The organism is Frondihabitans sp. VKM Ac-2883 (genome assembly GCF_015350875.1).
GTDB lineage: Bacteria > Actinomycetota > Actinomycetes > Actinomycetales > Microbacteriaceae > Frondihabitans.
Window position 1 is genome coordinate 75,023 of the sequence record NZ_JADKSF010000010.1, and the last position, 24,621, is coordinate 99,643.

23 protein-coding genes are annotated in these 24,621 nt (G+C 68.1%); 6 read left to right on the forward strand and 17 right to left on the reverse strand.

Going from position 1 to position 24,621, the window contains the following annotated elements; genetic code table 11:
* Nucleotides 1-147: 147 nt before the first annotated feature.
* Nucleotides 148-852: a MazG nucleotide pyrophosphohydrolase domain-containing protein gene (locus ITJ49_RS16050; RefSeq protein ID WP_194606569.1), complete on the reverse strand. Its 705-nt coding sequence runs from the start codon at nt 850-852 to the stop codon at nt 148-150.
* 106 nt (nt 853-958) lie between these two features.
* On the opposite strand from ITJ49_RS16050, the gene ITJ49_RS16055 reads away from it, so the two are divergent.
* The gene (locus ITJ49_RS16055; protein ID WP_194606570.1) at nt 959-2,149 is read left to right on the forward strand and encodes a Na+/H+ antiporter NhaA; all 1,191 of its coding nucleotides are present in this window, start codon (nt 959-961) and stop codon (nt 2,147-2,149) included.
* A 182-nt stretch (nt 2,150-2,331) separates the two neighbouring features.
* Here ITJ49_RS16055 and mfd read toward each other — a convergent pair whose 3' ends face one another.
* The 7 genes from mfd to ITJ49_RS16090 all read right to left on the reverse strand — a co-directional run bounded on the left by mfd (nt 2,332) and on the right by ITJ49_RS16090 (nt 10,271).
* Nucleotides 2,332-5,955 (reverse strand): transcription-repair coupling factor, encoded by a 3,624-nt coding sequence (gene mfd / locus ITJ49_RS16060; protein WP_194606571.1) that lies wholly within the window; start codon nt 5,953-5,955, stop codon nt 2,332-2,334.
* Between the two features lie 61 nt (nt 5,956-6,016).
* Entirely contained in the window at nt 6,017-6,598 is a 582-nt protein-coding gene (locus tag ITJ49_RS16065; RefSeq protein WP_370544576.1) for a signal peptidase I, read from the reverse strand.
* The gene (locus ITJ49_RS16070) at nt 6,595-7,500 is read right to left on the reverse strand and encodes a hypothetical protein (protein WP_194606572.1); all 906 of its coding nucleotides are present in this window, start codon (nt 7,498-7,500) and stop codon (nt 6,595-6,597) included. The genes ITJ49_RS16065 and ITJ49_RS16070 overlap by 4 nt, the downstream gene beginning before the upstream one ends.
* Nucleotides 7,497-8,012, reverse strand: coding sequence for a hypothetical protein (locus ITJ49_RS16075; protein ID WP_194606573.1), 516 nt, complete (start codon nt 8,010-8,012; stop codon nt 7,497-7,499). Before ITJ49_RS16075 ends, ITJ49_RS16070 begins: the two co-directional genes overlap by 4 nt.
* A gap of 100 nt (nt 8,013-8,112) precedes the next feature.
* Nucleotides 8,113-8,712, reverse strand: a complete 600-nt coding sequence (locus ITJ49_RS16080) for an alternate-type signal peptide domain-containing protein (RefSeq protein ID WP_228514614.1) — start codon at nt 8,710-8,712, stop codon at nt 8,113-8,115.
* 305 nt (nt 8,713-9,017) lie between these two features.
* Nucleotides 9,018-9,599 (reverse strand): aminoacyl-tRNA hydrolase, encoded by a 582-nt coding sequence (pth, locus tag ITJ49_RS16085; RefSeq protein ID WP_194606599.1) that lies wholly within the window; start codon nt 9,597-9,599, stop codon nt 9,018-9,020.
* Nucleotides 9,600-9,644: 45 nt separating this feature from the next.
* Nucleotides 9,645-10,271 carry a 50S ribosomal protein L25/general stress protein Ctc gene (locus ITJ49_RS16090; RefSeq protein ID WP_194606574.1) on the reverse strand — a complete coding sequence of 209 codons (627 nt, stop codon included), beginning with the start codon at nt 10,269-10,271 and terminating at the stop codon, nt 9,645-9,647.
* A 282-nt stretch (nt 10,272-10,553) separates the two neighbouring features.
* Here ITJ49_RS16090 and gndA point away from each other — a divergent pair, with 282 nt between their 5' ends.
* A complete protein-coding gene (gene gndA, locus ITJ49_RS16095; RefSeq protein WP_194606575.1) occupies nt 10,554-12,014 on the forward strand; it encodes an NADP-dependent phosphogluconate dehydrogenase in 1,461 nt (486 codons plus the stop codon).
* Nucleotides 12,015-12,030: 16 nt separating this feature from the next.
* On the opposite strand, the gene ITJ49_RS16100 is transcribed toward gndA, so the two are convergent.
* From ITJ49_RS16100 to ITJ49_RS16125, 6 genes are read right to left on the reverse strand one after another with little or no spacing between them, the layout of a single operon-like run.
* Nucleotides 12,031-13,410: an 8-oxoguanine deaminase gene (locus tag ITJ49_RS16100; RefSeq protein WP_370544577.1), complete on the reverse strand. Its 1,380-nt coding sequence runs from the start codon at nt 13,408-13,410 to the stop codon at nt 12,031-12,033.
* Nucleotides 13,398-14,387 (reverse strand): adenosine deaminase, encoded by a 990-nt coding sequence (gene add / locus ITJ49_RS16105; protein ID WP_194606576.1) that lies wholly within the window; start codon nt 14,385-14,387, stop codon nt 13,398-13,400. The genes ITJ49_RS16100 and add overlap by 13 nt, the downstream gene beginning before the upstream one ends.
* 37 nt (nt 14,388-14,424) lie before the next feature.
* Complete coding sequence (locus ITJ49_RS16110) at nt 14,425-15,309, reverse strand: ABC transporter permease (protein WP_194606577.1); 885 nt, start codon at nt 15,307-15,309, stop codon at nt 14,425-14,427.
* Complete coding sequence (locus ITJ49_RS16115; RefSeq protein ID WP_194606578.1) at nt 15,309-16,199, reverse strand: ABC transporter permease; 891 nt, start codon at nt 16,197-16,199, stop codon at nt 15,309-15,311. Before ITJ49_RS16115 ends, ITJ49_RS16110 begins: the two co-directional genes overlap by 1 nt.
* Nucleotides 16,192-17,034 carry an ABC transporter ATP-binding protein gene (locus ITJ49_RS16120; RefSeq protein WP_194606579.1) on the reverse strand — a complete coding sequence of 281 codons (843 nt, stop codon included), beginning with the start codon at nt 17,032-17,034 and terminating at the stop codon, nt 16,192-16,194. Before ITJ49_RS16120 ends, ITJ49_RS16115 begins: the two co-directional genes overlap by 8 nt.
* 5 nt (nt 17,035-17,039) lie before the next feature.
* A complete protein-coding gene (locus tag ITJ49_RS16125; protein ID WP_228514616.1) occupies nt 17,040-18,164 on the reverse strand; it encodes an ABC transporter substrate-binding protein in 1,125 nt (374 codons plus the stop codon).
* A gap of 168 nt (nt 18,165-18,332) precedes the next feature.
* Here ITJ49_RS16125 and ITJ49_RS16130 point away from each other — a divergent pair, with 168 nt between their 5' ends.
* Both ITJ49_RS16130 and ITJ49_RS16135 read left to right on the forward strand, forming a co-directional pair.
* On the forward strand, nt 18,333-18,935 hold the full coding sequence (locus tag ITJ49_RS16130; protein WP_194606580.1) for a TetR/AcrR family transcriptional regulator: 603 nt from the start codon (nt 18,333-18,335) through the stop codon (nt 18,933-18,935).
* A 118-nt stretch (nt 18,936-19,053) separates the two neighbouring features.
* The gene (locus ITJ49_RS16135; protein WP_194606581.1) at nt 19,054-20,496 is read left to right on the forward strand and encodes an NtaA/DmoA family FMN-dependent monooxygenase; all 1,443 of its coding nucleotides are present in this window, start codon (nt 19,054-19,056) and stop codon (nt 20,494-20,496) included.
* On the opposite strand, the gene ITJ49_RS16140 is transcribed toward ITJ49_RS16135, so the two are convergent.
* The 3 genes from ITJ49_RS16140 to glmU form a co-directional block, all read right to left on the reverse strand.
* Entirely contained in the window at nt 20,460-21,200 is a 741-nt protein-coding gene (locus ITJ49_RS16140) for an HAD family hydrolase (protein ID WP_194606582.1), read from the reverse strand. The two genes, ITJ49_RS16135 and ITJ49_RS16140, sit on opposite strands and share 37 nt — an antisense overlap.
* A gap of 89 nt (nt 21,201-21,289) precedes the next feature.
* Complete coding sequence (locus ITJ49_RS16145) at nt 21,290-22,267, reverse strand: ribose-phosphate diphosphokinase (RefSeq protein ID WP_055963312.1); 978 nt, start codon at nt 22,265-22,267, stop codon at nt 21,290-21,292.
* A gap of 80 nt (nt 22,268-22,347) precedes the next feature.
* A complete protein-coding gene (glmU, locus tag ITJ49_RS16150; protein WP_194606583.1) occupies nt 22,348-23,781 on the reverse strand; it encodes a bifunctional UDP-N-acetylglucosamine diphosphorylase/glucosamine-1-phosphate N-acetyltransferase GlmU in 1,434 nt (477 codons plus the stop codon).
* Here glmU and ITJ49_RS16155 point away from each other — a divergent pair.
* On the forward strand, nt 23,780-23,923 hold the full coding sequence (locus ITJ49_RS16155; protein WP_194606584.1) for a hypothetical protein: 144 nt from the start codon (nt 23,780-23,782) through the stop codon (nt 23,921-23,923). The two genes, glmU and ITJ49_RS16155, sit on opposite strands and share 2 nt — an antisense overlap.
* Nucleotides 23,924-24,038: 115 nt before the next feature.
* Complete coding sequence (locus ITJ49_RS16160) at nt 24,039-24,614, forward strand: hypothetical protein (RefSeq protein ID WP_194606585.1); 576 nt, start codon at nt 24,039-24,041, stop codon at nt 24,612-24,614.
* Nucleotides 24,615-24,621 lie beyond the last annotated feature (7 nt).

A 24,621-nucleotide genomic window follows, 5' to 3' on the forward strand; every position in this document is an offset into this window, starting at 1 on the left:
CACCATAACAGAGGGTGGACAGCAGGGGTCCGCCTGGTGAAATACTGAAAGTGACCAGGTGACATTTTACTGTGGTGTAGGGTTGTTCCATCGCGCTGAACAAGCGCGGTCGAGCATGGCTGATCACCTGCTCGGGCGGGGTCCCCTCTATTCGGGTTGTGGGGTGCCCCGCCGTCTCCTCTCTTCTTCCTGCTCTCCCTCGGCAACCCGAAGGGCAGCCTCGCGTCGCCGCACGGCGCCGCGAAGAGCTCGCTCGGCATCCCATCCGCGGGCCGACGCCCGATCCACCTCCGCTAAGAGGGCCGAGCCCCACGCGGCCTCGCTGTCGGCGTCGAGAAGCGAGCCGTCGGATCCTGCACTCGGTTCTGAAACGGCCAACGACTCTGCGCGCGCCGCGATCTTCTGCGCTCTCGCCAGAGCGGGCAGCCCCGCGGGCACGCCCTCGAACCGGCTGCTCCGAGCCGCCTTCTCTCGGGCCTTCGCCGCCGACCAGAGCCGCACGATGTCGTCGACCCCGTCGGCCCGGTCGTCGCCGAACACGTGCGGATGACGCCGCCGGATCTTCGAGTCGACCTCCGTCACGACCGCGCCGAGATCGAATCCGGAACCGTTACGCTCGGCGATCGCCGCGTGCAGAACGACCTGGTAGAGAACGTCGCCGAGCTCCTCGCGAATGTCGGCCGGTTTCCCGTCTTCGATCGCCTCCACTAGCTCAGACGTCTCTTCGACCAGGTAGGTGACGAGTGACTCGTGCGTCTGCGCGCGATTCCACTCGCACCCGGGCGGATCGAGCAGAGCGCCGACCGTCGCCTCGAGGTCGGAGAGGGCGGCCGCTGCCGGGGAAGACGTCACGTGGTGCCTGCTTTCTGCGCCTGTCGGTGCTCAACGATAGAATGGCTATTGGTGAGTCGGGAAGTCTGGTCGACACTTCTCTGCCCGACCCTCCCGACAGGAACCCATGCCGAACCTGCTCCGCTCCGAGCGCGCCTCCGCCGTTCTTCTTCTTGCCGCCGCCGTTCTCGGCCTCGTCCTCGCCAATCTGTCGACCGGGCCCGGCCTCCTCGCCCTCAAAGACCACCACCTGTCAATCCCGCTCATCGGGCTCGATCTGTCGATCGGGCACTGGATCTCTGACGGCCTCCTGGCCCTCTTCTTCTTCGTCGTCGCGGTCGACCTCAAGCACGAGCTCGTCAAGGGCCAGCTCAACTCGCTCTCGAAGGCGATAGTCCCGGCCATCGCGGCCATCGGCGGAGTCGCGGCGCCCGCCGCCGTCTACCTCATCATCACGGCCGGTTCGTCGTACGCCTCCGGCTGGCCCGTGCCCACGGCCACCGACATCGCCTTCGCGCTGGGTGTGCTCGCCGTGTTCGGCCGGGGCCTCCCGGGGCGCATCCGTGTCTTCCTCCTCGCGCTCGCCGTGCTCGACGACCTGGTCGCAATTCTCATCATCGCCGTCTTCTTCACCCACGACAGCAGCCCGCTTTACCTCGGCTTGGGCGTTCTCGGCGTCGTGGCCACCTTCGCGGCCGGCCGACTGCTCGGACTACGACGAGGATCCCTCCGGGTCGCGGCAGTCGCCCTCGTTACCCTCCTCGCAGTGGTCACCTGGCATCTCGTCCTGAGTTCCGGGGTCCACGCGACCATTGCAGCCGTCGCCGTCGGCCTCGTGCTGCCGCTGGGGCCAGCACGCAAGGCCGTGCACGCGCTCGAGCCCTTCGTGAATGGCATAGTTCTGCCCGTCTTCGCGTTCGCTGCGGCCGCCGTCGCAGTCCCGAGCGTGGGTCTCGGCCAGCTGAGCCCCGTGTTCTGGGCGATCGTCGTCGCGCTTCCCGTCGGCAAGCTGATCGGTATCACCTTCGCCGGCGGTCTCGCGTCGAGAGTGTTCCGCGATCCCGACCCGGCGAGGCGCGGGCAGATTCTGAGCACGACCGAGCTCATCACCGTCGCGATGCTCGGCGGCATCGGCTTCACGGTGTCGCTCCTGATGAACGAGCTGGCGTTCGCGCGCAGTGAAGAGATCGTCGACGAGGGCACACTCGCCGTGCTCGTCGGGTCGGGGCTGTCGATCGTGATCGCTGGCGCGCTCGTAAGCATGCTGGCGCGAGCGCACCGCAAGCGGGATCGCGTCCGCGCTGCCGCGACCACGTAGGCCCGTATGACCGGCACAGACCCGCACGACCGGCGTAGACCCGCCTCCTAGGGCGAGTGTTTAGGCCAGCCTTGCGGGTCTATGCCGACTGTGCGCGTCTGAGCCGATTGCGCGGGTCTGCGCCGACTGACTGGGTTAGGAGGCGCCGAGCCGGCAGCCCCGGACCCGCAGACGCAACCCGCTTAGCTCGGCGCCGCCGCGCTGTCAGTCGGCCGCGCGGGCTCGGCCCCGTAGACGCTCGTCAGCAGCTGCTCGACCCAGGTGATCAGCTCGGCGTCGGGAAGGGCCTCGCCGTTCTTGCGCGGCATCGGCACGCTGACTGACTTCGTCTGGGCGAAGTAGCGCGCGCCCGGGAACAACCGAGCGAGCCGGAGCTGCACGCTGTCGGCGAGTTCCATGGCCGCGACGCGCATGTTGGTTCCCATCGCGACGACCTCGCTGAGGCCGGTCTTCTGGGCCATCCTGCGAAGCCTCGACACCTCGATCAAGGCGAGGACCTCGGCGGGCGGTTCACCGTAGCGGTCGGTCAGCTCTTCGAGCACAGAGTCGATCTGATCGTCAGAGGAGGTCGGCGACGACGCCGTCGAGAGCTTCTGGTAGGCCTCGAGACGGAGGCGCTCGCTCTCGACGTAGTCTTCGGGAATGTGGGCGTCGACGGGCAACTCGAGCCTCAGCTCGGTCTGCCCCTCGGCGACGTCGCCGCGGAAGGCGTTGACCGCTTCGCCGATCATGCGGAGGTAGAGGTCGAAGCCGACGCCGGCGATGTGACCGGACTGCTCGCCGCCGAGCAAGTTTCCCGCACCGCGGATCTCGAGGTCTTTCAGCGCCACCTGCATACCCGCGCCGAGTTCGTTGTTCGCGGCGATGGTCTCAAGGCGATCCTGGGCCGTCTCGGAGAGCGGCTTGTCGGCGTCGTAGAGGAAGTACGCGTAGCCGCGCTCACGGCCACGGCCGACGCGGCCGCGCAGCTGGTGCAGCTGCGACAGACCGTAGCGATCGGCGCGATCGATGATGAGCGTGTTGGCATTGGCGATGTCGAGGCCGGTCTCGATGATCGTCGTCGAGACGAGCACGTCGAACTTGCGCTCCCAGAAGTCGACCATCACCTGTTCGAGCGCCGACTCGGGCATCTGCCCGTGCGCGATGGCCACCCGGGCCTCGGGCACGAGTTCGGCGAGCTGGGCGGCGACCCGGTTGATCGACGAGACACGGTTGTGCACGAAGAAGATCTGCCCCTCGCGGAGGAGCTCGCGACGGATCGCGGCGCCGATCTGACGTTCGCTGTTGGGGCCGACGAAGGTGAGGATCGGGTGACGGTCTTCGGGCGGCGTGGCCAACGTCGACATCTCGCGGATGCCCGTGACGGCCATCTCGAGCGTGCGCGGGATCGGCGTGGCGCTCATCGCGAGGATGTCGACGTTCGTCTTCAGCTTTTTGAGCTGGTCTTTATGTTCGACTCCGAAGCGCTGCTCTTCGTCGATGATCACGAGCCCGAGGTCTTTGAAGGACAGCCCCTCGGTGAGAATGCGGTGCGTGCCGATCACGATGTCGACCGTGCCGTCGCCGATGCCCTTGATCGTGTCTTTCGACTCCTTGGCCGTCTGGAACCGGCTCAACGCTCGGAGGTGCACGGGGAACCCGGCGAATCGCTCGGAGAAGGTCTCCATGTGCTGCTTGACGAGGAGAGTCGTCGGCACGAGCATGGCGACCTGCTTGCCGTCTTGGATGGCTTTGAAGGCGGCCCGGATCGCGACCTCGGTCTTGCCGTAGCCGACGTCGCCCGAGATGAGGCGATCCATCGGAATGGGGCGCTCCATGTCGGCCTTGATCTCGTCGATCGTGGTCAGCTGATCGGGCGTCTCGGCGAACGGGAAGGCCTCTTCGAGCTCGCGCTGCCAGGGAGTGTCGGGGCCGAAGGCGTGACCCCGTGAGGCCATCCGCGCCGAGTACAGCTTGACCAGCTCGACGGCGATGTCGCGGACGGCCTTGCGAGCTTTGCCCTTCGCCTGCGACCAGTCGCTGCCGCCCATCTTGGACAGCTTCGGCGCTTCGCCACCGACGTAGCGGCTGAGCAGGTCGAGCTGGTCGGTCGGCACGTAGAGACGGTCGCCGGTCTGCCCGCGCTTCGACGGCGCGTATTCGAGCACGAGGTACTCGCGGCTGTGCTTGACGGCGTTGCGGCCGCCCGACGAGACCTCGCGGCTGGTGAGCTCAAGGAACCGGCCGATGCCGTGCGTGGAGTGCACGACGATGTCGCCCGTCTTGAGCTGCAGGGGGTCGACGACGTTCTTTCGACGAGAGGCGAGCTTCTTGACCTGACGCCCGTCGTAGCCGGCGGCGCGACCGAAGAAGTCGGCCTCGCCGAGCACGGCCAGCTTCGCCTCGGGCACCTGGAAGCCGGCCTCGACACCGCCGGTGACGAGATGCACGACCCCCGGCTCGAGGTCGTCGCCGAGCGCCTCGACGATACGGGCCGCGACCCCGCGCTCGGCGAGGACGTCGCGGGCACGGTCGACGAGTCCCACGCCTCGGGCGGTGACGACGATGCTCCAGCCGGCGGCCGCGAGCTCGGCGACGTGCTCGACGGCACCCTCGGCGTTGCCGGAGAAGCTGGGGACGGTCTCGGCGTCGATCCGCACGTAGTCGCCGGCCGACTCGATCCGCTCCTCGTCGCTCAGCACGACGCCCGAGTCGAACCCGGACAGCGACCACCAGGTGCGGTCGCCGGCCTGGAGGCGCAGGTCGCCGACGGTGAGGAAGTCGCCCGAGTCGAGGTCGATGGGCGCTTCGGCACCAGCCGTGGCGGCACTCCAGGCGGCCTGGAGGAACTCGCGGTTGGTGTCGGCGAGGCTCTTGGCCCGCGACACGACGCGCTCCGGTGAGAGCACGGCGATGGCCGCCGACGGCGGCAGGTAGTGCGTGAGCGGCACGAGACGGTGCACGAGCGCCGGGGCCAGCGACTCCATTCCGTCGACGGGGATGCCCTGCCCGATCTTCTCGAGCATCTGCGCGAGGCTCGGGAACTCGTGCTGCATCTCGCGGGCCCGCTGGCGGACCGACTCGGTGAGTAGCATCTCGCGGCTCGGCGGCAGCTCGACCGTCTGGGCCTCGGTGTCGAGGCTGCGCTGGTCGGCGACCGCGAACAGGCGGATCTGGTCGATCTCGTCGCCGAAGAAATCGACCCGGACGGGGTGCTCGGCCATCGGCGGGAACACGTCGAGGATGCCGCCGCGCACGGCGAACTCACCGCGACGCGTGACCATGTCGACCCGGGCGTAGGCGAGGTCGACGAGGCGCACGGCGATCGCCGAGAGGTCGTAGCCGCGCTCCCCCACGGTGAGCCGCACGGCATCGATGTCGGTGAGGTTGTCGGAGATCGGCTGGAGCGCGGCGCGCACGCCCGCGACGACCACGAGCGGGGCGACAGACGAAGGACGCGACGCGAACGCGGCTTGCCACTCGACCAGGCGCCGCAGTGCGTGGATGCGCTTGCCGACCGTCTCGGCGCTCGGGCTGAGCCGCTCGTGGGGAAGGGTCTCCCATGCGGGGAACTCGATCACCTCGGCGTCGGGCAGGTAGCTGGTCAGCGACGTGCGGACCGCCTCCGACTCGCGCCCGGTCGCGGTGATCACGAGAAGCGCCTGCGCCGCACCCGACCCTTCGGCGCGGCGGTCGAGGAGACCGGCCAGCAGAGGCACGCGGAGGCCGTCGACGAGAGAGAAGTCGCTCGATCTTGTCGCCTGCTTCAGGGCAGAGTCGAACGTCGAGGCGCGCGAAAGCGCAGGAATCAAACCCTGGAGTATCACGGGTTCGAGTGTACGTGCCGCCTCCGACACCGACCCGGGAGTCCGCGCAGGGCGAAGTGGGCTACGACGCGGCAGTGAGCCGTCTCCGGCCATGGGCCGATCGGCGGCCCGCAGCCGGGCCCCGTCGACGCCTCCGCGCCGCGCGGACTCCGAGAGCGACCATCGCGAGCCCGTAGACGAGGAGGACGCCGGCGATCCCGGGCATGATCCAGGGCCGGTCGTGGCCGTTGACGAGGGTGTTGGCCCGGCCGAGCAACGGCACCGAATACCAGGCGACGCCACGGAGCTGAATGGCGGCGACCGGGGCGTCGGCGACGTCGTTCGCGTCTCCGCGGAAGGTGAAGAGCCGTTCGCCGGTGGACGTGGTGGTGACGGCGCGCACGCGGTGCGTCACCACCTCGGGCCTCCCCGAGGCGAGCTGGTAGGTCGCGATGTCGCCGACTCGGATCCTTGACGGGTCTTCGGGGCGGACGACCACGAGGGTGCCGGGCGGGAGCGTCGGCTCCATCGACGACGTGAGAACGGTGAGCGGCGTCGAGCCGGTCGCCTTCGGCACGACGACGAGGATGACTCCGAGACCTGCCACGAGCAGCATCACCGCGAGCCCGAAGCCCACCGCCACGGCGCGCACGATGCCGCTCACGCGCCGCACCGGAGTGTCCTGCCCGCCGACGTCGTCGCGAGCGTCACCGTGCTGGACGCCTGGATCGTCGCCGTCGCATTCCCGTTCGCGTCGAGGACGACCACGTCGACCCGGGCCGTTCCGTCGGGCGCGACCGTGGTCGAGACTCGACTGGCCGACAGGGTCGTCGATGCCGAGTACCCCTGGGTCGGGTCGCCGACGCGTGTGCCGCCGATCTCGAGGTCGTAGAAGGTGTCGGGCGATCTGCTGGAGGCGTCCCACGCGATGACGACGTTATTGCCTCCCGACTGGTCGGTGCAGGTCGCCGTCGCCACGGCGGCCGCGGCCTTGGCCGTGTCGACGTAGAAGCCGCCTGCCACCGTCGGCGACCGCCAGCTGCCCGCCGCGAGGACCATCGAGATCACCGGGTTCGTCGTCGACGACGCGGGTGCGCTCGACGTGGGCGCGCTGCGGAGACACCAGACGGCGGACTGCTTGGCGGGCAGGGATCCCGTGAGGCTCGGCATCGAGGCCCAGGTTCCCGAGAGCGACGAGGACGGGGCGTCGGCCGACGCAGTGCAGTCCGCAGCGGCGGCCACCTGCCAGGCGACCACCGTGATGTTCTGCGCGAGCGTTCGGCTCTGCGCGGCGACGGTCGATGTGGAGTACGTGCCAGCGATGGTGCCGTTGTTCGTGAGGGTGAGGGGCGCGGTGAACGACGTGGTCGTCGACGAGAACGTCATGGTCATGGCGTCGGTCCCCGACACGCCGCCCGCAAGCGCCCCGATCGTGGTGCTCGACTGCGTCGTCCGAGAGGTCGACCAGAGGGCGAAGGCCGCCGGGGAGGTACCCGCGATCAACGCCGCGACCAGGACCGCGACGAGAGCCGCCCGCCCGGCGGGCAGTCGGATCCTGCGCTTCACGACACGACCTGCTTGCCCGACACGGTGACGACGAAGTCGACGACGGCACCCGAGACGGACTGCGGCGCATCGGCCGCGAGGGACACCTCGAGGCACGCAGTGGCCCTGGTCGTCGTGACGGGCAGTCGGTAGTAGCCGGTTCCGGTGTCGAACGTCGCGATCGGCCCGGAGGCGCCCGACAGGCCGGCCTTGCAATCGGATGCCTTAGCAACGCTCGAGAGGTGCATCGTCAAGGATCCGAGGACGGTCGCGTCGGGGGTCGACCCGGCGTAGGCCACGTGAGTGGACGTCGTCGAGACCCGGATGTCCATGGGAACCGACCCCGTGTTCTGCACGGTGAACGCGCCCGTCGTGGAGCCTCCGGGGCCGAGAGCGGTCAGGTACATCGCGGGCAGGATCGACACGTCGAGGGAGGCCGTACCGCTCTTGATCGTGCCGGCGCGGATCGCCGCATCGGCCTTCCACAGGGCGAGCGTGCCGCGGGTGCCGACGAGGCAAAGTAGGACTGCCATGGCCACGCCGAGGGCGAGCAGGGCGAGCGTCCGACGTCGCCGAGGCGCGGCGTGCCGTCCTGTCGCGATTTCTCGCATGGTTGCGTTCCCGTCGTCGCGGCTACGACCCGATGGCCGTCTGGGTGAGGGTGAACTTGAGCCCGGTCAGGTCGACGGTGCCGTTCTGCCCGGTCTCAGCCGTCTGCGGAAGCGCGATCGAGAAGACGACAGACACGGTCGATGTGCCGGCCGCCGGAGTCACGGTGAAGGTGTTGGAGCTGCCGACGCGGCTGACGTTCGCCGACGACGAGGAGACGTCGAGCGAGCGCGTCGTCGCCTGGATGAGCTCGGACGTGCCCTTGATGCTGGCCTCGTCGTACGTCAGCACCGCCTTCAGATCGGTTCCGGTGGCCTTCACGGAGAACTGGCGCGTGTAGGAGTAGGAGTTGCCGGGCACCATCACGATGTTCGCGGCGGTTGTTCCCGTGTTGCGCCCGTTCGTGGTGTCGGTCCAGGTGCCCGCCGATCCGGCGATGGGCGCGAGTGCGAGCGTGCCGGACGAGATCGTGCCCGCCTCGGCTCCGGTCGAACTGTTCCAGAGAGCGAACGTACCCGCTCCGCCGAGGAGCAGGACGATGCCGACGGCACCCGCGATCGTCCCGGAGACGATCCTGTTCATCGCGGTGCCGCGGGTGGCGGTGATCGTGGTGGTCTGGCTCATTGCACTGCCTTTTCTGCGCATCCGTGCGCGATCCTGCCGCGGACGTCGTCGGTGATGCTGACGATCGGGGTGTCCGCTGCGGAGTCCTTGAGTCCCCCGACTCTCGACGGCTCGGGTGCCGCCTGCGGAACAGGTCGGCTCACGGGGTGTTTGGGCTACCCGTGACGACCGTCGGGCAGTTGCCCGAACCGTTCTGTTCTGGGTAGAACCTAAGCCGGTCCCCCATACGGCGGACACACCCAGTCCGGGGGACATCGGGTGTCCTCCGTCCGGCGACGGCCCTCACGCGCCCCGGCAGGCCCGAGTCAGGCCGTGTGAAACTTCAGCTGCGCCGCGGTCAGGCCGTCGGCCGCGATCATCTCGACGGCGTCGGCCGCATCGTCAAGGAGGTTGGGGAGCGTCTTGCGCTCGATGCTCGAGAAATCGTGCAGAACGAAGTCGGCGGCGGGTTGACGCCCGGGGGGACGGCCGATGCCGACCCGCACCCGGGTGAAGTCGTTCGACCCGCAGGCCGCGATGATGTCGCGCAGGCCGTTGTGGCCGCCGTGGCCGCCGGCCTGCTTGATCTTGAGAGTGTCGAAGGGGATGTCGAGTTCGTCGTGCACGACGATGAGCCGCGACACGTCGAGGTCGTAGTACCGGAGGAGTGCTGCCACGGGCGGACCGGAGACGTTCATGAAAGTGGTCGGCTTCGCGAGGACGAAGCGCGGGCCGCCGGGGAAGCTGCGCCCCTCGGCGACCACGGCCTGCGTCTTGTGGCTCTTCAAACCGGACTGCAGCCGATCGGCGAGGAGAGCGAGGACCATCTGGCCCACGTTGTGTCTGGTCGAGGCGTAGTCGGGCCCGGGGTTACCGAGCCCGACCACGAGCCATCTGTTGTCGTCCAGAGCGCTGCTCCTCGCCGATCCGCTGTCGCGCTGTTGTTCGGGGTGTTACTCGGAACGCTCTTCGTCTTCGATCGCCGGCACGTCGCCCTCGGCGGCCTCGTCGGTCGAGTCGGCGTCGGACTCGAGGTCGAGCTGCGGCACGGTGACGTTGACGACGAGGGACTCTCCGTCGAGAACGAGCTTGGCGCCCGAGGGGAGCTCGACGTCGGAGGCGAGGATCTGGGTGCCCTCTTCGAGGCCCTCGATGGAGACGACGACGCTCTGCGGGATGTGCGTCGCCTCGACGTCGAGGAGCAGGGTGTTGGCCTCGACCACGTGGATCGTGCCGGGAGCCGACTCGCCCTCGATGTGAACGGGGATCTCGACCTCGACGCGCTCGCCGGCACGGACGACGATGAGGTCGATGTGCTCGATGATCTGACGCACCGGGTCGCGCTGGATGTCTTTGACGAGTGCGAGCTGCTGGGTGCCCTCGATGTCGAGCTCGAGGACCGAGTTCGCACGACGGGTGATCAGCATGGTCTCGTGACCGGGCATCGAGATGTGCACGGGCTCGGTGCCGTGACCGTAGATCACGGCGGGGATCTTGTCGGCGGCGCGGATCTTGCGAGCCGCTCCCTTGCCGAAGCTCGAGCGACGCTCGACGGAAAGCTTGTTGCTGTCGTCAGCCATTGTGTGTCTCCTTGGAAGATTGTGGGCCTCGCCGAAGTCGGCGATCTGTGGCCCGTGGATTCAACTCGAACGCAGTTGGTGAAACCGTGCGTGAGGAAAGACCGGGGCCTGCGCCCATAATCTGCCCACCGCGTCGATAACGGGTGCCGTGCACCCCTCGCCGAAGTTCAAGGGAAGAGTCTACACGGCACTCTCTCCGGCACCAGAGTGGGCCTGACAGACCCTGGATACGTGTCGGAGGTGGTGGATAGATTGACCTCACTTACTTTCGAAGGAGGCACCGTGGCCGAACACGGAAAGACCGCACAGGCGAACATCGGAGTGGTCGGGCTCGCCGTTATGGGATCGAACCTGGCGCGCAACCTGGCCAGCCGCGAGGGCAACACCGTCGCGGTGTACAACCGCTCCCCCGAGCGCACCGACACGCTGATGGAGGAGCACGGCGACGCCGGCTTCATCGCGTCGAAGACGATCGAGGAGTTCGTGGATTCACTGTCGAAGCCGCGCACCGCGATCATCATGGTGCAGGCCGGCAAGGGCACCGACGCGGTCATCTCGCAGCTCGCCGACCTGTTCGAGGAGGGCGACATCATCGTCGACGGCGGCAACGCCAACTTCCACGACACCATCCGTCGCGAGCACGACCTCAAAGAGAAGAAGCTGAACTTCGTCGGCACCGGCATCTCGGGTGGCGAAGAGGGCGCTCTCAAGGGTCCGTCGATCATGCCGGGAGGCAGTGCGGAGGCCTGGGAGACGCTGGGCCCGATCCTGAAGTCCATCGCCGCGGTCGCCGAGGGCGAACCGTGCGTCACCCACATCGGCACCGACGGCGCCGGGCACTTCGTCAAGATGATCCACAACGGCATCGAATACGCCGACATGCAGCTCATCGCCGAGTCGTACGACCTCCTTCGCCGCGTCGGCGGCCACGAGCCCGCCGCGATCGCGGAGGTCTTCGAGGAGTGGAACAAGGGCGAGCTCGAGTCGTACCTCATCGAGATCACCGCCGAGGTGCTCAAGCAGGTCGACGAGAAGACCGGCAAGCCGCTCGTCGACCTCATCGTCGACCAGGCGGGCTCGAAGGGCACCGGCGTCTGGACGGTGCAGAACTCGGTCGGCCTCGGAGTGCCGGTCGGCGGCATCGCCGAAGCCGTCTTCGCCCGGGCGGTCTCGTCGAAGCCCGACCAGCGCGCTGCCGTTCAGAAGACGCTGAAGAACCGACCCGAGATTCAGGATCCGGGCGAGAACTTCGAAGACGACGTCCAGAAGGCCCTGTACGCCTCGAAGATGGTCGCCTACGCCCAGGGCTTCGACGCCATCATCGCGGGTGCCAAGGAGTATGGCTGGAGCATCGACAAGGGCGCCGTCGCCAAGATCTGGCGCGGCGGCTGCATCATCCGCGCGCAGTTCTTGAACCGCATCGTCGACGCCTATGAGAACGACTCGACCATCGCCACCCTTCTCGAAGACGAGTACTTCGCGAAGGCCGTCGCCGACGGCGAAGACGCCTGGCGCCGGATTGTGGCGAAGGCAGCTCTCTCGGGGATCCCGGTTCCCGGCTTCTCGTCGGCCCTCGCCTACTACGACTCCCTCGCGTCGAAGCGCCTGCCGGCCGCGCTGATCCAGGGTCAGCGCGACTTCTTCGGAGCGCACACCTACAAGCGCACCGACAGCGACAAGGTGTTCCACACGCTGTGGTCGGGCGACCGGTCCGAGATAGAGACCGAACCGTCGACCCACTAGGGCGAAGCAGGCGAGGCTAGACGCGGCCGAGGAGGTCGGTGCTCGCCCGGGCTGCGGCTCGAGCGACGCCGACCTCGTCGATCGTGGTCAGGCGGCCATCGTCGACGACCCGGCGCCCACCGACGAAGAGCCCTGCCAACGGCGGCATCGACGCGAGGCCGAGTGACGCGACCGGGTCGACGAGGCCGGCGAATTCGACACCGCGGAGATCCCAGAGCGCGAGATCGGCCAGCTTGCCGACCTCGATCGACCCCAGATCGGCGTCGCGCCCGAGCACCCGGGCACCGCCCACGGTCGCGATCCGCAGCCCGTCACGGACGCTGAACCCATCGGCGCCGGCACGCAGGCGATTCATGAGCACGGCCTGGCGGATCTCGGCGCCGAGCTGTCCCGACTCGTTCGAGGCGGAGCCGTCGACGCCGAGCCCGACCGGCGCGCCGGCACGGAGCAGCTGCGGGATGGGCGCGATGCCGGCCGCGAGCCGGGCGTTCGACGATGGGCAGTGCGCGCTGCCGGTGCCGGTCGCGCCAAAGCGGGCGATGGCGTGGTCGTCGAGGTGCACGCTGTGCGCCATCCAGACGTCGTCGCCGAGCCAACCGAGATCCTCCAGATACTGGGTCGGGGTCTTGCCGAAGCGCTCCTGGCAGAACGCGTCCTCCTCGACCGTCTCCGAGCCGTGCGTGTGGAGGCGCACGCCGAGGGAACGGCCGAGAGCGGCCGCCTCAGTGAGCAGCTCGCTGGTCACCGAGAACGGCGAACAGGGCGCGAGAGCGATCTGCACCATCGAGTCGACCGAGGCGTCGTGGTACCGCTCGACCGCGAGAGCCGACGCGTCGAGGGCTACGGCCGTGGTCTCCACGGCGAAGTCGGGCGGGAGCCCTCCGGCCGAACGCCCGAGGTCCATCGAGCCGCGCGTCCCGTGGAGCCGGATTCCGACTCGAGCGGCCGCACGGACGATGCCCCCGACGATGTCGCCGGATCCTCGGGGGAAGACGTAGTGGTGATCCGCCGCGAGGGTGCAGCCCGACTTCGCGAGCACGGCAAGGGCCGCTTCGGCACCCGCCTCGACGAGGTCTTCGTCGATGCGCGCCCAGGTCGGGTAGAGCGCGACGAGCCAGTCGAAGAGGATCGAGTCTTGCGCGATGCCGCGGGTGAGCCACTGGTAGAGGTGGTGGTGCGTGTTGACGAGGCCGGGCGTCAGCAGATGTCCGCTGCCGTCGACGCGTTCGACCTCGACCCCGTCTGCGAACACCCAGGGCGGCGTCGGCCCGTCGCCGACCGCGATGATGCGCGAGCCGTCGACCACGACGTGTCCGCCGGCGAACTCGCGATCGACTGCGTCGACCGTGGCCACGTGCGCGCCCTGGATGACGAGGCGACGCATCAGGCCAGCCACGCCGCGATCCCGGCGACTGCCTTCTGCTTGACGGCGTCGGAAGCGCCACTGCACTCGATCGAGCTGAGTGCACACGCCGCGATCTCTTCGTCGGTGAGCCGGAGGACCGATCGGCACAGCTCGTATTCCGACAGGAGGCCGGGGCCGAAGAGCACCGGGTCGTCGGCGTTGATCGAGCATCGCACACCCGCGTCGAGCAGCTGCTTGAGCGGGTGCGCGTCGATCTCGGGGATCACGCCGAGCAGCAGGTTCGAGGTCGGACAGACGTCGAGGCAGATACCCTCGGCGGCCAGCCGTGCGGTCAGGGCGTCGCTCTCAATCGCCGTCACCCCGTGCAGGATCCGGTCGGCCTGGAGGGCATCGACCGCTTTCTCGACCTGCTCCGGCCCTGCCAGCTCGCCCGCGTGTGGCGTCGAGAGCAGCCCCGCCTCCTTGGCGATCGCGAACGCCTCGTGAAACTGCTCGGCCGGGTGGCCCCGCTCGTCGTTGGCGAGGCCGAGCGAGACGACCCCGCGACCGGCGTAGGCTGCGGCGATCTTCGCGTAGGCCGTCGCGGTCTCGACGCTCTCGGTGCGGTCGACGGTGACCATGTAGCCGACCTCGACGCCCCAGCGCTCACCCGCTTCGCGAGCCCGGGCGATCATGGCGTCGAGGGCGAGCTCCGTCGAGCCGAAGGTGTCGACGTAGAAGTGCGGGCTCGCGCCGAACTCGGCGTAGACGATTCCCTCCCGGGCGCAGTCCTCGATCGACTCGTCGATCAGGCGGAACAGGTTCTCTTTGATCGAGAGCACCTGCAGCATGCCGCGGTAGGTCTGGCTGAACGCGCTGAAGTCGTCGAACTCTTCGGGCACGGAGACGTCGACGCCTTCGGCGGCACCCATCTCGGCAAGCGTCGTCGCCCGAATGGCGGCTTCGTGGTGAATGTGCAGGTGCGCCTTCGGCAGAGCCGTGAGGTCGCGGACGGGGGTGTCGCTCATGCGGGTACTCCTGGGTTCGGTACGGGGATGGTGCGGGTCACTTCGCGACGGCTTTTCCGGCGTCGGGGCCCCACTTGGCGAGAACGGCCGTCTCGATGAACGTCGCGATCGTGTAGAAGAGGATCGACACGACGGTGATGAGCACCACGATCGCCCAGATCATGCCGTAGTCGGAGCTCGACTTGGCGCTGGTGATAGCGGCTCCGAGGCCCTCGTAGGTGAAGAGCCACTCGTAGAGCATCGCCCCGGTGATGGCCCCGGGCACGGCGATCCGCATCGAGGCGAAGAAGTGCGGCAGCGCCGTGGGGATGGCGATCTTTCGCATGATCGTCCAGCGGCTGCCGCCGTAGACACGGATCAGGTCGACCGACTGCGCGCTGACCGACCGGAATCCGAGCGTCAGATTGACGAGCAGCGGGAAGAACACCACGACTCCGCCGATGAAGGCCGCCGTCACGAGCCCGTTGCCGAAGATCAGGTAGATGACGGGGGCCATGGCGAGCAGCGGAACGGTGCGCAGCAGCATGGCGATCGGCATGAACATGAACTCGATCGGGCGAATGAGGGTGAACACGATTGCGATGACGATCGACGCGCCCACCCCGAAGACGAAGCCGACCAGGGCATGCAGCAGTGTCGTGCCGAGCAGACCGAACAGCACCTCGCGGTTCTCGGCCGCGGTGGTCTGCGACAGCGACGAGTCGACGAACAGGTAGTTGTAGACGTCGAGCGGCTTCTTGGCGATGAAGGCGTTCGCGTGCAGTCCGATGATCGCGAACTGCCAGAGGAGGCCGAGGATCACGGCTGACGCGAGAATCGTCACGACCGTGCGGCCGATCCGACGCGCGACGAACCGCACGGTGGCTCCGGTCTGCGACGGCGCTCGGCTCTCACTCCGCGAGAGTCGGATCGCGGTGGCCATCAGAATCCCTGCCCGGCGCGGCTGTCGCCCGCCGACCACGGTGTGACGAGGCGACCGATCCGGCCGATCACGAAGTACGCGAGCCCGGCGACGCCACCGCAGATCAGAGCGATCGCCCAGAGCTTGACGCTGGCAGCGGTCGCCTGCGCGGCCAGAAGAAGGATCCCGATGCCCGAGTCGACCCCGAGGAGGAAGTACTCCCCCAGCACCGCGCCGAGGAACGCTGCCGGCGCTGCCAGCTTGAGCGCCGCCATGATGCTCGGCAGGGCCGCGATGAAGCGCACCTTGACGAGCTGCGTGAGGCGCGAGCCGCCGTAGGCGCGGACGACATCGAGTTGGGTCTGGGTCGCGGCGTTGAGGCCGAGGATGGTGCCGACCACGGTCGTAAAGATGACGCTCAGGGCGGCCAGGAAGATCGACGTGGTGCGGGATCCTGCGGGCATCAGAAGCGTCACGATCGGCGCGATCGCCGTCAACGGGATGCACGAGGTGACGACCGCGAGCTGCGTCGACATGCCTTCGAACCACGGGAAGACGAGCACGAGCGCGGCCAGCACGAAGGCGATGAGGTTGCCCCACAGGAATCCCCAGCCGGCAGTCGCGGCCGTCTGGGCGATCGCGTTCCAGTAGACCGGGTCGGTGAGGTCGTGGAGGAGCTGGGCGGCGACGAGACCCGGCTGCGGCACGCTGCCCGTGACGGAGAACGCGGTGACGGCGACGATCTGCCAGACCACCAGGATCACGACGATGCCGACGACGGAGCCGGCCCAGGGCGGCATCGAACGGAAAGAGCCGAGCATCGAGCGGCGGGCGGGACCACTGCTCGTCTCGACGTCGAGGGCGATGCTCTGCGAGAGCTCGCGCTCGTACGCCTGCTTGAGGTCAGTCATCGACGGCCGCCCCGTGCGAGCCGAAGAGGATCTCGGAGATGCGATCGACGTAAGCGTGGAACTCGGGAGTGCGGGTCAGTTCGGGCAGGCGCGGGCGCGGCAGGTCGATCTCGACGACCTCCGCGATGCGGCCGGGTCGAGCGCTCATGACGGCGACGACGTCGGAGAGGAAGACGGCCTCCGCGATGCCGTGGGTGACCATCAGCGTGGTCGCGGGCTTCTCGGTCCAGATGCGAAGCAGCTCGACGTTCATCCGCTGGCGCGTCATGTCGTCGAGTGCGCCGAACGGCTCGTCGAGCAGCATGATCGTCGGCTGCACGGCGAGGCAGCGCGCGATCGACACGCGTTGGCGCATGCCGCCCGAGAGCTGGGCGGGCTTGGCGTTCTCGAAACCCTTGAGCCCGACCAGGTCGATGAGGTCGTCGACGAGCCCTGCAGGCGGTGTGATGCCGGCCACCTCGAGTGGAAGCCGGATGTTGGCCGTCACGCTCCGCCAGGGCAACAGCGCGCTGTCTTGGAAGGCGATGCCGGTCTCGTGGCTCTTCTGAATCTCGGCGGCGGATTTGCCGTTGACGACCACGGCACCGGAGCTCGGTGTCTCCAGGCCCGCCAGGATGCGGAGAATCGTCGATTTTCCGCATCCCGACGGACCGAGGAGGGTCAGGAAGGCGTCTTTCTTCGTGCCCAGGTTGATCTCGGACAGGGCCTGGACGGACTTCCGGCCGAGCTGGAACGTCTTGGTGAGACCCTGGATGTTGATGCCGGTGGCGAGTTCCGGCGAACCGGCCGGGTCGTTCGTGGCGAGCGAGAGCTGAGTACTGGGCGCGAAAGACATGGCGATCAGGCGGTCGGGATCGTGAAGGTCGTGATCAGCTCGGGGTTCTCTTTGTAGACCTCGTTGATCAGGGTCAGGTCGAACAGCTTCTCGGCCGTGATGTCTGTTCCCATGGCTTTGAGCGACGCGATGTTCTCGGCCACGAGCTCGTCGGTCATCGTGAAGAGGCCGTTCTTGTTGACGTCGTCCGTCAGGATCAGGGTGTTCTGCGCCTCGGCCTCCTTCGTCTGCTCGGCCACGTCGAGATCCTGATCCTTGCCGTACTTCTCGGCGGCGTACTTGGCGCTCTGAGCGGGATCCTTGGCGGCGTCGGTCCAGCCCTGCACCTCGGCCTTGAGGAAGGCCTTGAGGGTGTCGCGCTTGTTGTCGATCGCATCCTGCGTGGTGGTGAAGGTCTCGGCGACGAACGGGAGACCGTTGTCGGCGAAGCCCAGCACGACCGGGGTGAAGCCGTCGGCCTCGGCCAGGATCGGCTCGTTGGTGATGTACGACATGTGCGCGTCGTACTTGCCGGCCTCGAGCGGGGCGATGTCGTACTGCGTGGTGACCATCGTCACGTCGGAGGTGGTCAGGCCGTTGGCCTTCAAGAAGCCCTCGAAGATGGTCTGGTTGCCTCCGGACTGCACGCCGATCTTCTTGCCCTTGAGGTCGGCGACGGTCTTGATCGGGGTCTTCTCGTCGAGTGACAGCAGGCAGAACGGGTTTTTCTGGAAGGTCGTGCCGATAATCTTGAGGGTCGCGCCCTTGTTGATCGAGGGGGCGGTGATCGACGGCGACGACAGGCCGACAAGCGCCTGTCCGGCGAGGAGGGCCTCTTCGGCGCCGGTCTGACCGCCGCCGGCGAGAAGCGTGACCGCGTCGAAACCGGCCTTCGTGTAGTAGCCCTTCTCGGTGGCGAAGTACTCGCCCGCGAACTCGATGTTCTTGATCCACGACAGCTGCACGGCAATTGTGCCGAGGCTTCCGGCAGCAGCGGCACCGGACGATTTCGGGCTCGAACCGGAATCGGTCGAGCAGGCGGCGAGGAGGGCTGTCGTGCCGACCACGAGGCCGACGCTTCCCCCGAGGCGCAGGAACCCGCGACGGTCGTAGTCCTTTTTCAGCACGGGCGGGGCAGAGAAGATGCTCATGGCACTCCAAGGGGCTCGGTGGCTCAGAAGGGATCGTTCGCGGCTGGGGCGGGTCTGTGGCCGCGGCATCGATCGGTGATCCTCGGAACGCTAGACCGCCGATGTTTCATCGGCATTTCGGTCGGATTGCCGTCGTCGCACTCCCGGCCAACCGATAGCGTCGACGGCATGGATGACGTCGACGGAGCCACTCGGGCCACGGGCGCACCCGGTCGCCGCGACGAACTGCTCGACCGCATCGTCGATCACGTCGTCGAGAACGGCATCGCCCAGATCACCCTGCGGGCACTCGCCACTGCGGTGGGCTCGAACAACCGCATGCTGCTCTACTACTTCGGATCGCGAGAAGAGCTCATCGTCGAGGCGTTGCACGGAGCCGAGTCGCGGTTTCCGACCATGGCCGAGGTGATCACGTTTCTCGATGACGACGGCCTGCCACTCGCGGAACGTCTCGGGGGCGCGTGGGCGACCATCGCGGATCCTCGGAACCGGGCTTTCCACCGGCTCTTCTTCGAGATCTTCGGCCTCGCCGGGTTCGAGCGCGACCGCTTCGCCGCCCTGCTGGGGCTGATCGGCACCGAGTGGGTCGGTCACGTCGCCGGCGCGTTCGAAGACGCTGGCGCGTCACCCGACCAGGCTCTCGAGCTCGGCCACGAGACCGTGGCGCTCTGGCGGGGGCTCCAGGCGTCGCTACTTAGCCTCGGCGACGACGCGCTCGTGGGCCGGGTGGCCGACAGTGCGCACCGGGCCCTCTGCGAGCGCGTGGTGTGACGGTCGTCGCCCCAACGGAGCCCAGGATCCGGCCCGCCGTGTTACGACTTCGCGCCTGCTTCGTAAACAGCCTGTTTCGCACCTAGACCCCGAGTGAACCATTTGGTTCACTGGCGCCATGAAGCAGATGCATCTCGGCGTGTTCGAAGTGGCCGGCACACAGGTCGGCGGAACGCGCAGCTGGTCGCACCCTCGAAGCGACTCCGTCCGGTACCACGAGCTCGATCTGTGGATCGGCATGGCGAAGATCCTCGACCAGGCGGGATTCGACTTCCTGTTCTTCGCCGATGGCTTCGGCTACCCGACCATCGACGGCGACCTACCCGAGATGGCGGCGAGGGGCGGAATCAACTTTCCGGGCATGGATCCGTCGCTGCTGATCCCGACCCTGGCCCGCGAGACCACCCGGCTCGGCTTCGTGGTCACCTCGGCGACGGGGCTCGATCACCCTCTGCAAACCGCCCGGCGTTTCGCCACGCTCGACCATCTCACCGGCGGCCGCATCGGCTGGAACATCGTCACGGGCGGCTCAGCGAACGCCGTCGCCGCGCTGTTCGGCCACACCGAGATGGTCAAGCACGACGACCGCTACGACCAGGCCGACGAGTACGTCGACCTCGCCATGACCCTCTGGGAGGGCTCCTGGGAAGACGACGGCTTCCGCGCCGACAAAGACGCCGAGATCCTCGCCGACCGCTCGAAGATCCACCGCATCTCGTTCGAAGGCCAGCACTTCCGCTCGAACGGCTACTTCACCGTGGCACCGTCGCCGCAGCGGACACCGACGCTGTTCCAGGCCGGCACGTCGCAGCGCGGTCGTGCCTACGCCGCCCGCAATGCCGAAGCGGTCTTCGTCCAGTACACGACCGGCCCGCACACCAAGGCGAACGTCGCCGACATCCGCTCCCGCGCCGCCGAGCACGGCCGCGACCCGGACTCCATCGTGACGATGGTCGGCCTCTCGGTGACCGTCGCCCCCACGAGCGAGGAGGCGCATGCCCTCCGGGCCGAATTCGACGCGATGCAGACCGACGAGGTCGTCGCGGTGCTCTACGCCGGCAACACCGGCATCGATCTGCTCTCGCTCGACCCCGATCGCGATCTGACCCAGCTGCGCGACGACGGCGGGCAGATCGGACAAATCGCCCAGAGCAACATCGATCGCTTCCTGCCCACTGACGGCACCGCTCCCCCGACCGTCCGCGAGATCCTGGACGATCTCAAGGGCAAGGGCACGCGCGGCCTCCAGCTCGTCGGCGATCCGATCGAGGTCGCCGATGCTCTCGAACGCATCATGGACGAGACCGGCCTCGACGGCTTCCTGCTCGAACCGCTGTTCGGCACCGCCGACTGCGTCGACTTCGCCAAACTCGTCGTGCCCGAGCTCCGTCGCCGCGGCCGCATGCCCCTGGAGCCAGCCACCGGCACCCTCCGCGAGCAGGTGCTCGGACGACCCGGAGCCCACCTCTCAGCCGACCACCCCGGCCGCACCTTCGTGGTGACGCCGAGCCCGGCACCCGCCGATCAGGCGCGCGAGGCCCAGGCCACGATGTCGGCGTAGAGCCCCTCGAAGGTCGGGGCCCGGAAAGTGGGCTTCGCTTCGGCAGCCGCGAACCGCTCGATCAGGGCCGTAGGGGATTTCTGATCGGCGGCCGGCTCGAGGTCGTTGCGCCAGATGTCGCCCACGCTGAGCAGACGCTCGGGGTGGGCGGCCAGGCCGTACTTCTCCCGCAGAGACACCAGGATCCGAGGCATCCCACCCGGTTTACCGGCATCGGTCACGATCTCGTCGAAAACGCCGTCGAGCCCCAGGTGCGTCAGCTGCCCGGCTACGCCGGTCGCCGTGGCATTGGTGACGAGGACGACGGTGACGCCGGTGCTCCTCAGGCCGGTGAGGAAGTCGGCGAGGCCGGCCGGAGCCCAGGTCTCGAGGAGGCCGTCGGCCAACTCGCGGCGGCTGGCCTCGTACGCGCGGCTGAGCGAAGCGGCGGCGACGCCGCGGGAGCGTGCGAGAGAGGCCGCAGCCGCGTAGCCGTCGGCGGCGTCGACCAGGGTGGCGAGGTGGCGAGCCGCGGATCCTGCACTCTCGTCGTCGTTCTCTTCAGCAGCCGCGTCGGGGCCGGCCAGGAACGCGCGGATCGTCGATTCGACGACGCGCTCGGTCTCGGCCAGGGCCTCGTCGATGTGCCGCGCGTAGCTGAGCACGGGTTCGTCGCCGAGGCAGACGGTGCCGTCGAAGTCGAGGACGAGCAGTCGGCTATTCATGTTCTTCTCCCGGTGTGGGCGTCGAGAGTGCGAAAAACGCCCTCCGCCGGGCACTCAGAGGACGTTTTTCGTGCTTTCGACGAGGTGACTCAGGCGGCGCCGTCGAACATCGACGTGACCGACCCGTTGTCGAACACCTCGTGGATCGCGCGGGCGATGAGCGGAGCGATCGGCAGGATCGTGAGGCTATCGAACATCTGGTGCTCGGTGATCGGCAGGGTGTCGGTGACGACGACCGAGTCGATGAACTCGTTCGAGAGGATCTCGGGAGCCGGGTCGGAGAAGACGGCGTGCGTGGCGGCCACGATGACCCCGAGGGCTCCGGCCTTCTTCAGCGCCTCGGCGGCCTTGGCGATCGTGCGACCCGTGTCGATGAGGTCGTCGACCAGCAGGCAGACGCGACCGCTGACCTCGCCGACGATCTCGTGCACCGAGACCTCGTTCATGACGCGGGGGTCGCGACGCTTGTGGATGATCGCCAGCGGCGCCCCGAGCTTTTCGCTCCAGATGTCAGCGACCTTGACGCGCCCCATGTCGGGCGAGACGACGGTCAGCGTGGACGGGTCGAGGCGCTCCTGGAAGTGCTTCAGCAGCACGGGCATGGCGAAGAGGTGGTCGACCGGACCGTCGAAGAAGCCCTGGATCTGCGGCGCGTGCAGGTCGACGCTCATGATGCGGTGCGCACCGGCGGCCTTGAACAGGTCGGCCACGAGGCGGGCCGAGATCGGCTCGCGACCGCGACCCTTCTTGTCTTGGCGGGCGTAGGGGTAATAGGGAGCGACGACCGTGATGCGCTTGGCCGAGGCCCGCTTGAGCGCATCGACCATGATGAGCTGCTCCATGAGCCACTCGTTGATCGGCCGGGTGTGCGACTGGATCACGAACGCGTCAGAGCCGCGGACGCTGTCGTCGTATCGCGCGTAGATCTCGCTCGACGCGAAGGTGCGTGCGTCGGTGTGCGTCAGCTCGGTGCCGAGCTCCTGCGCGATGTCGATCGCCAGCTGCGGGTGCGCACGCCCCGTCACAAGGACGAGACGGTTTTCGCCGGTGATCTTGATTCCCGACACGTCACTCGCTCTCTGGCCCGGGGGCCCCGACACCGGCCGCAGGGCGGCGCAGTCGTCGATTGGTGGTTCTGGGTGCTCGGTCAGCTCGCCGTCTCGCTGGTCGCCGCCGCGTCGGCTGCCGCCTTCGCCGCGTCGGTGCCGGGGCGTTTGGCCTCGACCCACCCGCTCATGGTTCGCTGCGGAGCGACGGTGATGGCCAAGGATCCGGCCGGCACGTCTTTGCGGACGACCGTTCCGGCGCCTGTGTACGCTCCGTCGCCAATCCTAACGGGCGCGACGAAGACGTTGTGCGACCCGGTGCGCACGTGCGACCCGACCACCGTGCGGTGCTTGTTCACGCCGTCGTAGTTGGCCGTGATCGTGCCGGCCCCGATGTTCGCGCCGACGCCGACCTCGGTGTCGCCGACGTAGCTGAGGTGGGGAACCTTGCTGCCCTCGCCGATGGTCGAGTTCTTCGTCTCGACGAAGGTGCCGATCTTCCCGTCGGCGCCGAGGATCGTGCCCGGGCGGAGGAAGGCGAAGGGGCCGACGGTCGCACCGGCACCGATCACGGCGAGGGTGGCGTCGGTGCGCTTGACGACGGCACCCGCCCCGACCTCGGTGTCGACGAGCGTCGTGTCGGGGCCGACGACCGCGCCGGTCTCGACGACGGTGGCGCCCTTCAACTGTGTTCCGGGCAAGATCTCGACGTCGGCGGCGAGGCTGACGTCACGGTCGATCCAGGTGGTCTGCGGGTCGAGGATCGAGACGCCCTCGCGCTGCCAGTGCGTGACGATCGTGTCGTTGAAGCGCCGGGCCGCAGCGGCCAGCTGCACGCGATCGTTGATGCCCTCGACGCGCCAGGCCTCGGCGACGGGCTTGGCCGACACGTGACCCCGGTTGATCGTCAGCAGACCGACGACGTCGGTGAGGTACTTCTCGTTCTGCGCGTTCGCGGCGGTCACGAACGGGAGGTGCTTGCGGAGCGCCTCGACCGTGAACACGTAGGTGCCGGAGTTGATCTCGGCCACGTCGCGCTCGTCAGCCGAGGCGTCTTTGTGCTCGACGATCTTCTGCACCCGACCGGAGGAGCGGATCACGCGGCCGTAGCCCGTGGGATCCTCGAGAATCGCACTCAGCAGGGTCGCGTCGGCCTCGTCGGAGCGGTGCAGCTCGAGAAGGGCGAGGAGGTCGTCGTCGTCGAGGAACGGCACGTCGGCGCTCACCACGACGACGTCGCCCGTGAAGTCGGCGGGGAGCGCCTCGACGGCCTGCTCGACGGCTCGACCGGTGCCGGGGGTGTCGTCCTGATCGATGAGAACGGCGCTCGGTGCGGCCTCGAGCACGCTCGCGGCGACCGTGTCGCGGTCGTGCCGGACGACGACCATGAGGTGCTCCGGCTCGAGCGACCGGGCCGTCTCGAGCACGTGGTGGATGAGCGGCAGGCCCGCGAGACGGTGGAGCACCTTGGGCGTCGACGACTTCATGCGGGTGCCCTGGCCTGCGGCGAGGACGATGACGGCGAGTGGCTGCATGGGTGCTCCTTGGTTCGACGTGCCGGGGCACGAGGTCGAGTACCAGGGTAACGAGCCCGTCGCGACGACGGTTCGTCTGTGGGGCGAGCCGAGGATCCTGCGGCACAGGTTCGACATTCGGCTCGGTCTCGAAGACCCGTGAGCTACTGCGAACGCAGTACACGGCCCGGCCCGAATCGACGACGTCACAGGCACCCGTTTTCGTGATTCTTGAGGTGCAGCACGAGCTGCCACCCCGGACGATCAAGGAGTTTCCCATGACCATCACGACGCCCCCCACCAACCAGACCGTGGCACCGGCCCCCACCGTCTGGGACTACCAGACCATCACCGTCGCCCGCTCCGAGGCGGAAGAGCGGCTCACCGCCCTCGAGGTCTTCGGCTGGACCCTTCAGGATCAGGTGCCGACGATCCTCGACCGCCGCACGGCCACCTTCTTCCTTCGCCGCGACCGCGCCCTCGCCGACCGAGCGGCACTCGATGCGCTCGAAGCAGAACACCTCGACGCGGTCACCGAAGTGGAACGCCTGCAGCGTTCGCCGGAGCGGGTGGCGCGCACCGTGGCGATCATCGCCGGGCTCGTCGGCGTCGCCTCCATGGGCGGAGCGGTCTTCGCCTACCTCGACGGCGGCGGCCTGACCTATTACATCCTCGCCGCGGTCGCCTTCGCCCACTGCTTCCTGCCCATTCCGATGAAGAAGACCATCCTGAAAAAGCGAACCGCGTCGGTGTCAGGCCGACTGGCCGAACAGAAGCAGGCCGCCCACGACGTCCTCGAGGCCGCCCGCGCGCTCCGCGACGAGCAGGCCGTGTCGCGGTCGATGCGTCGGTGAGAGTTCC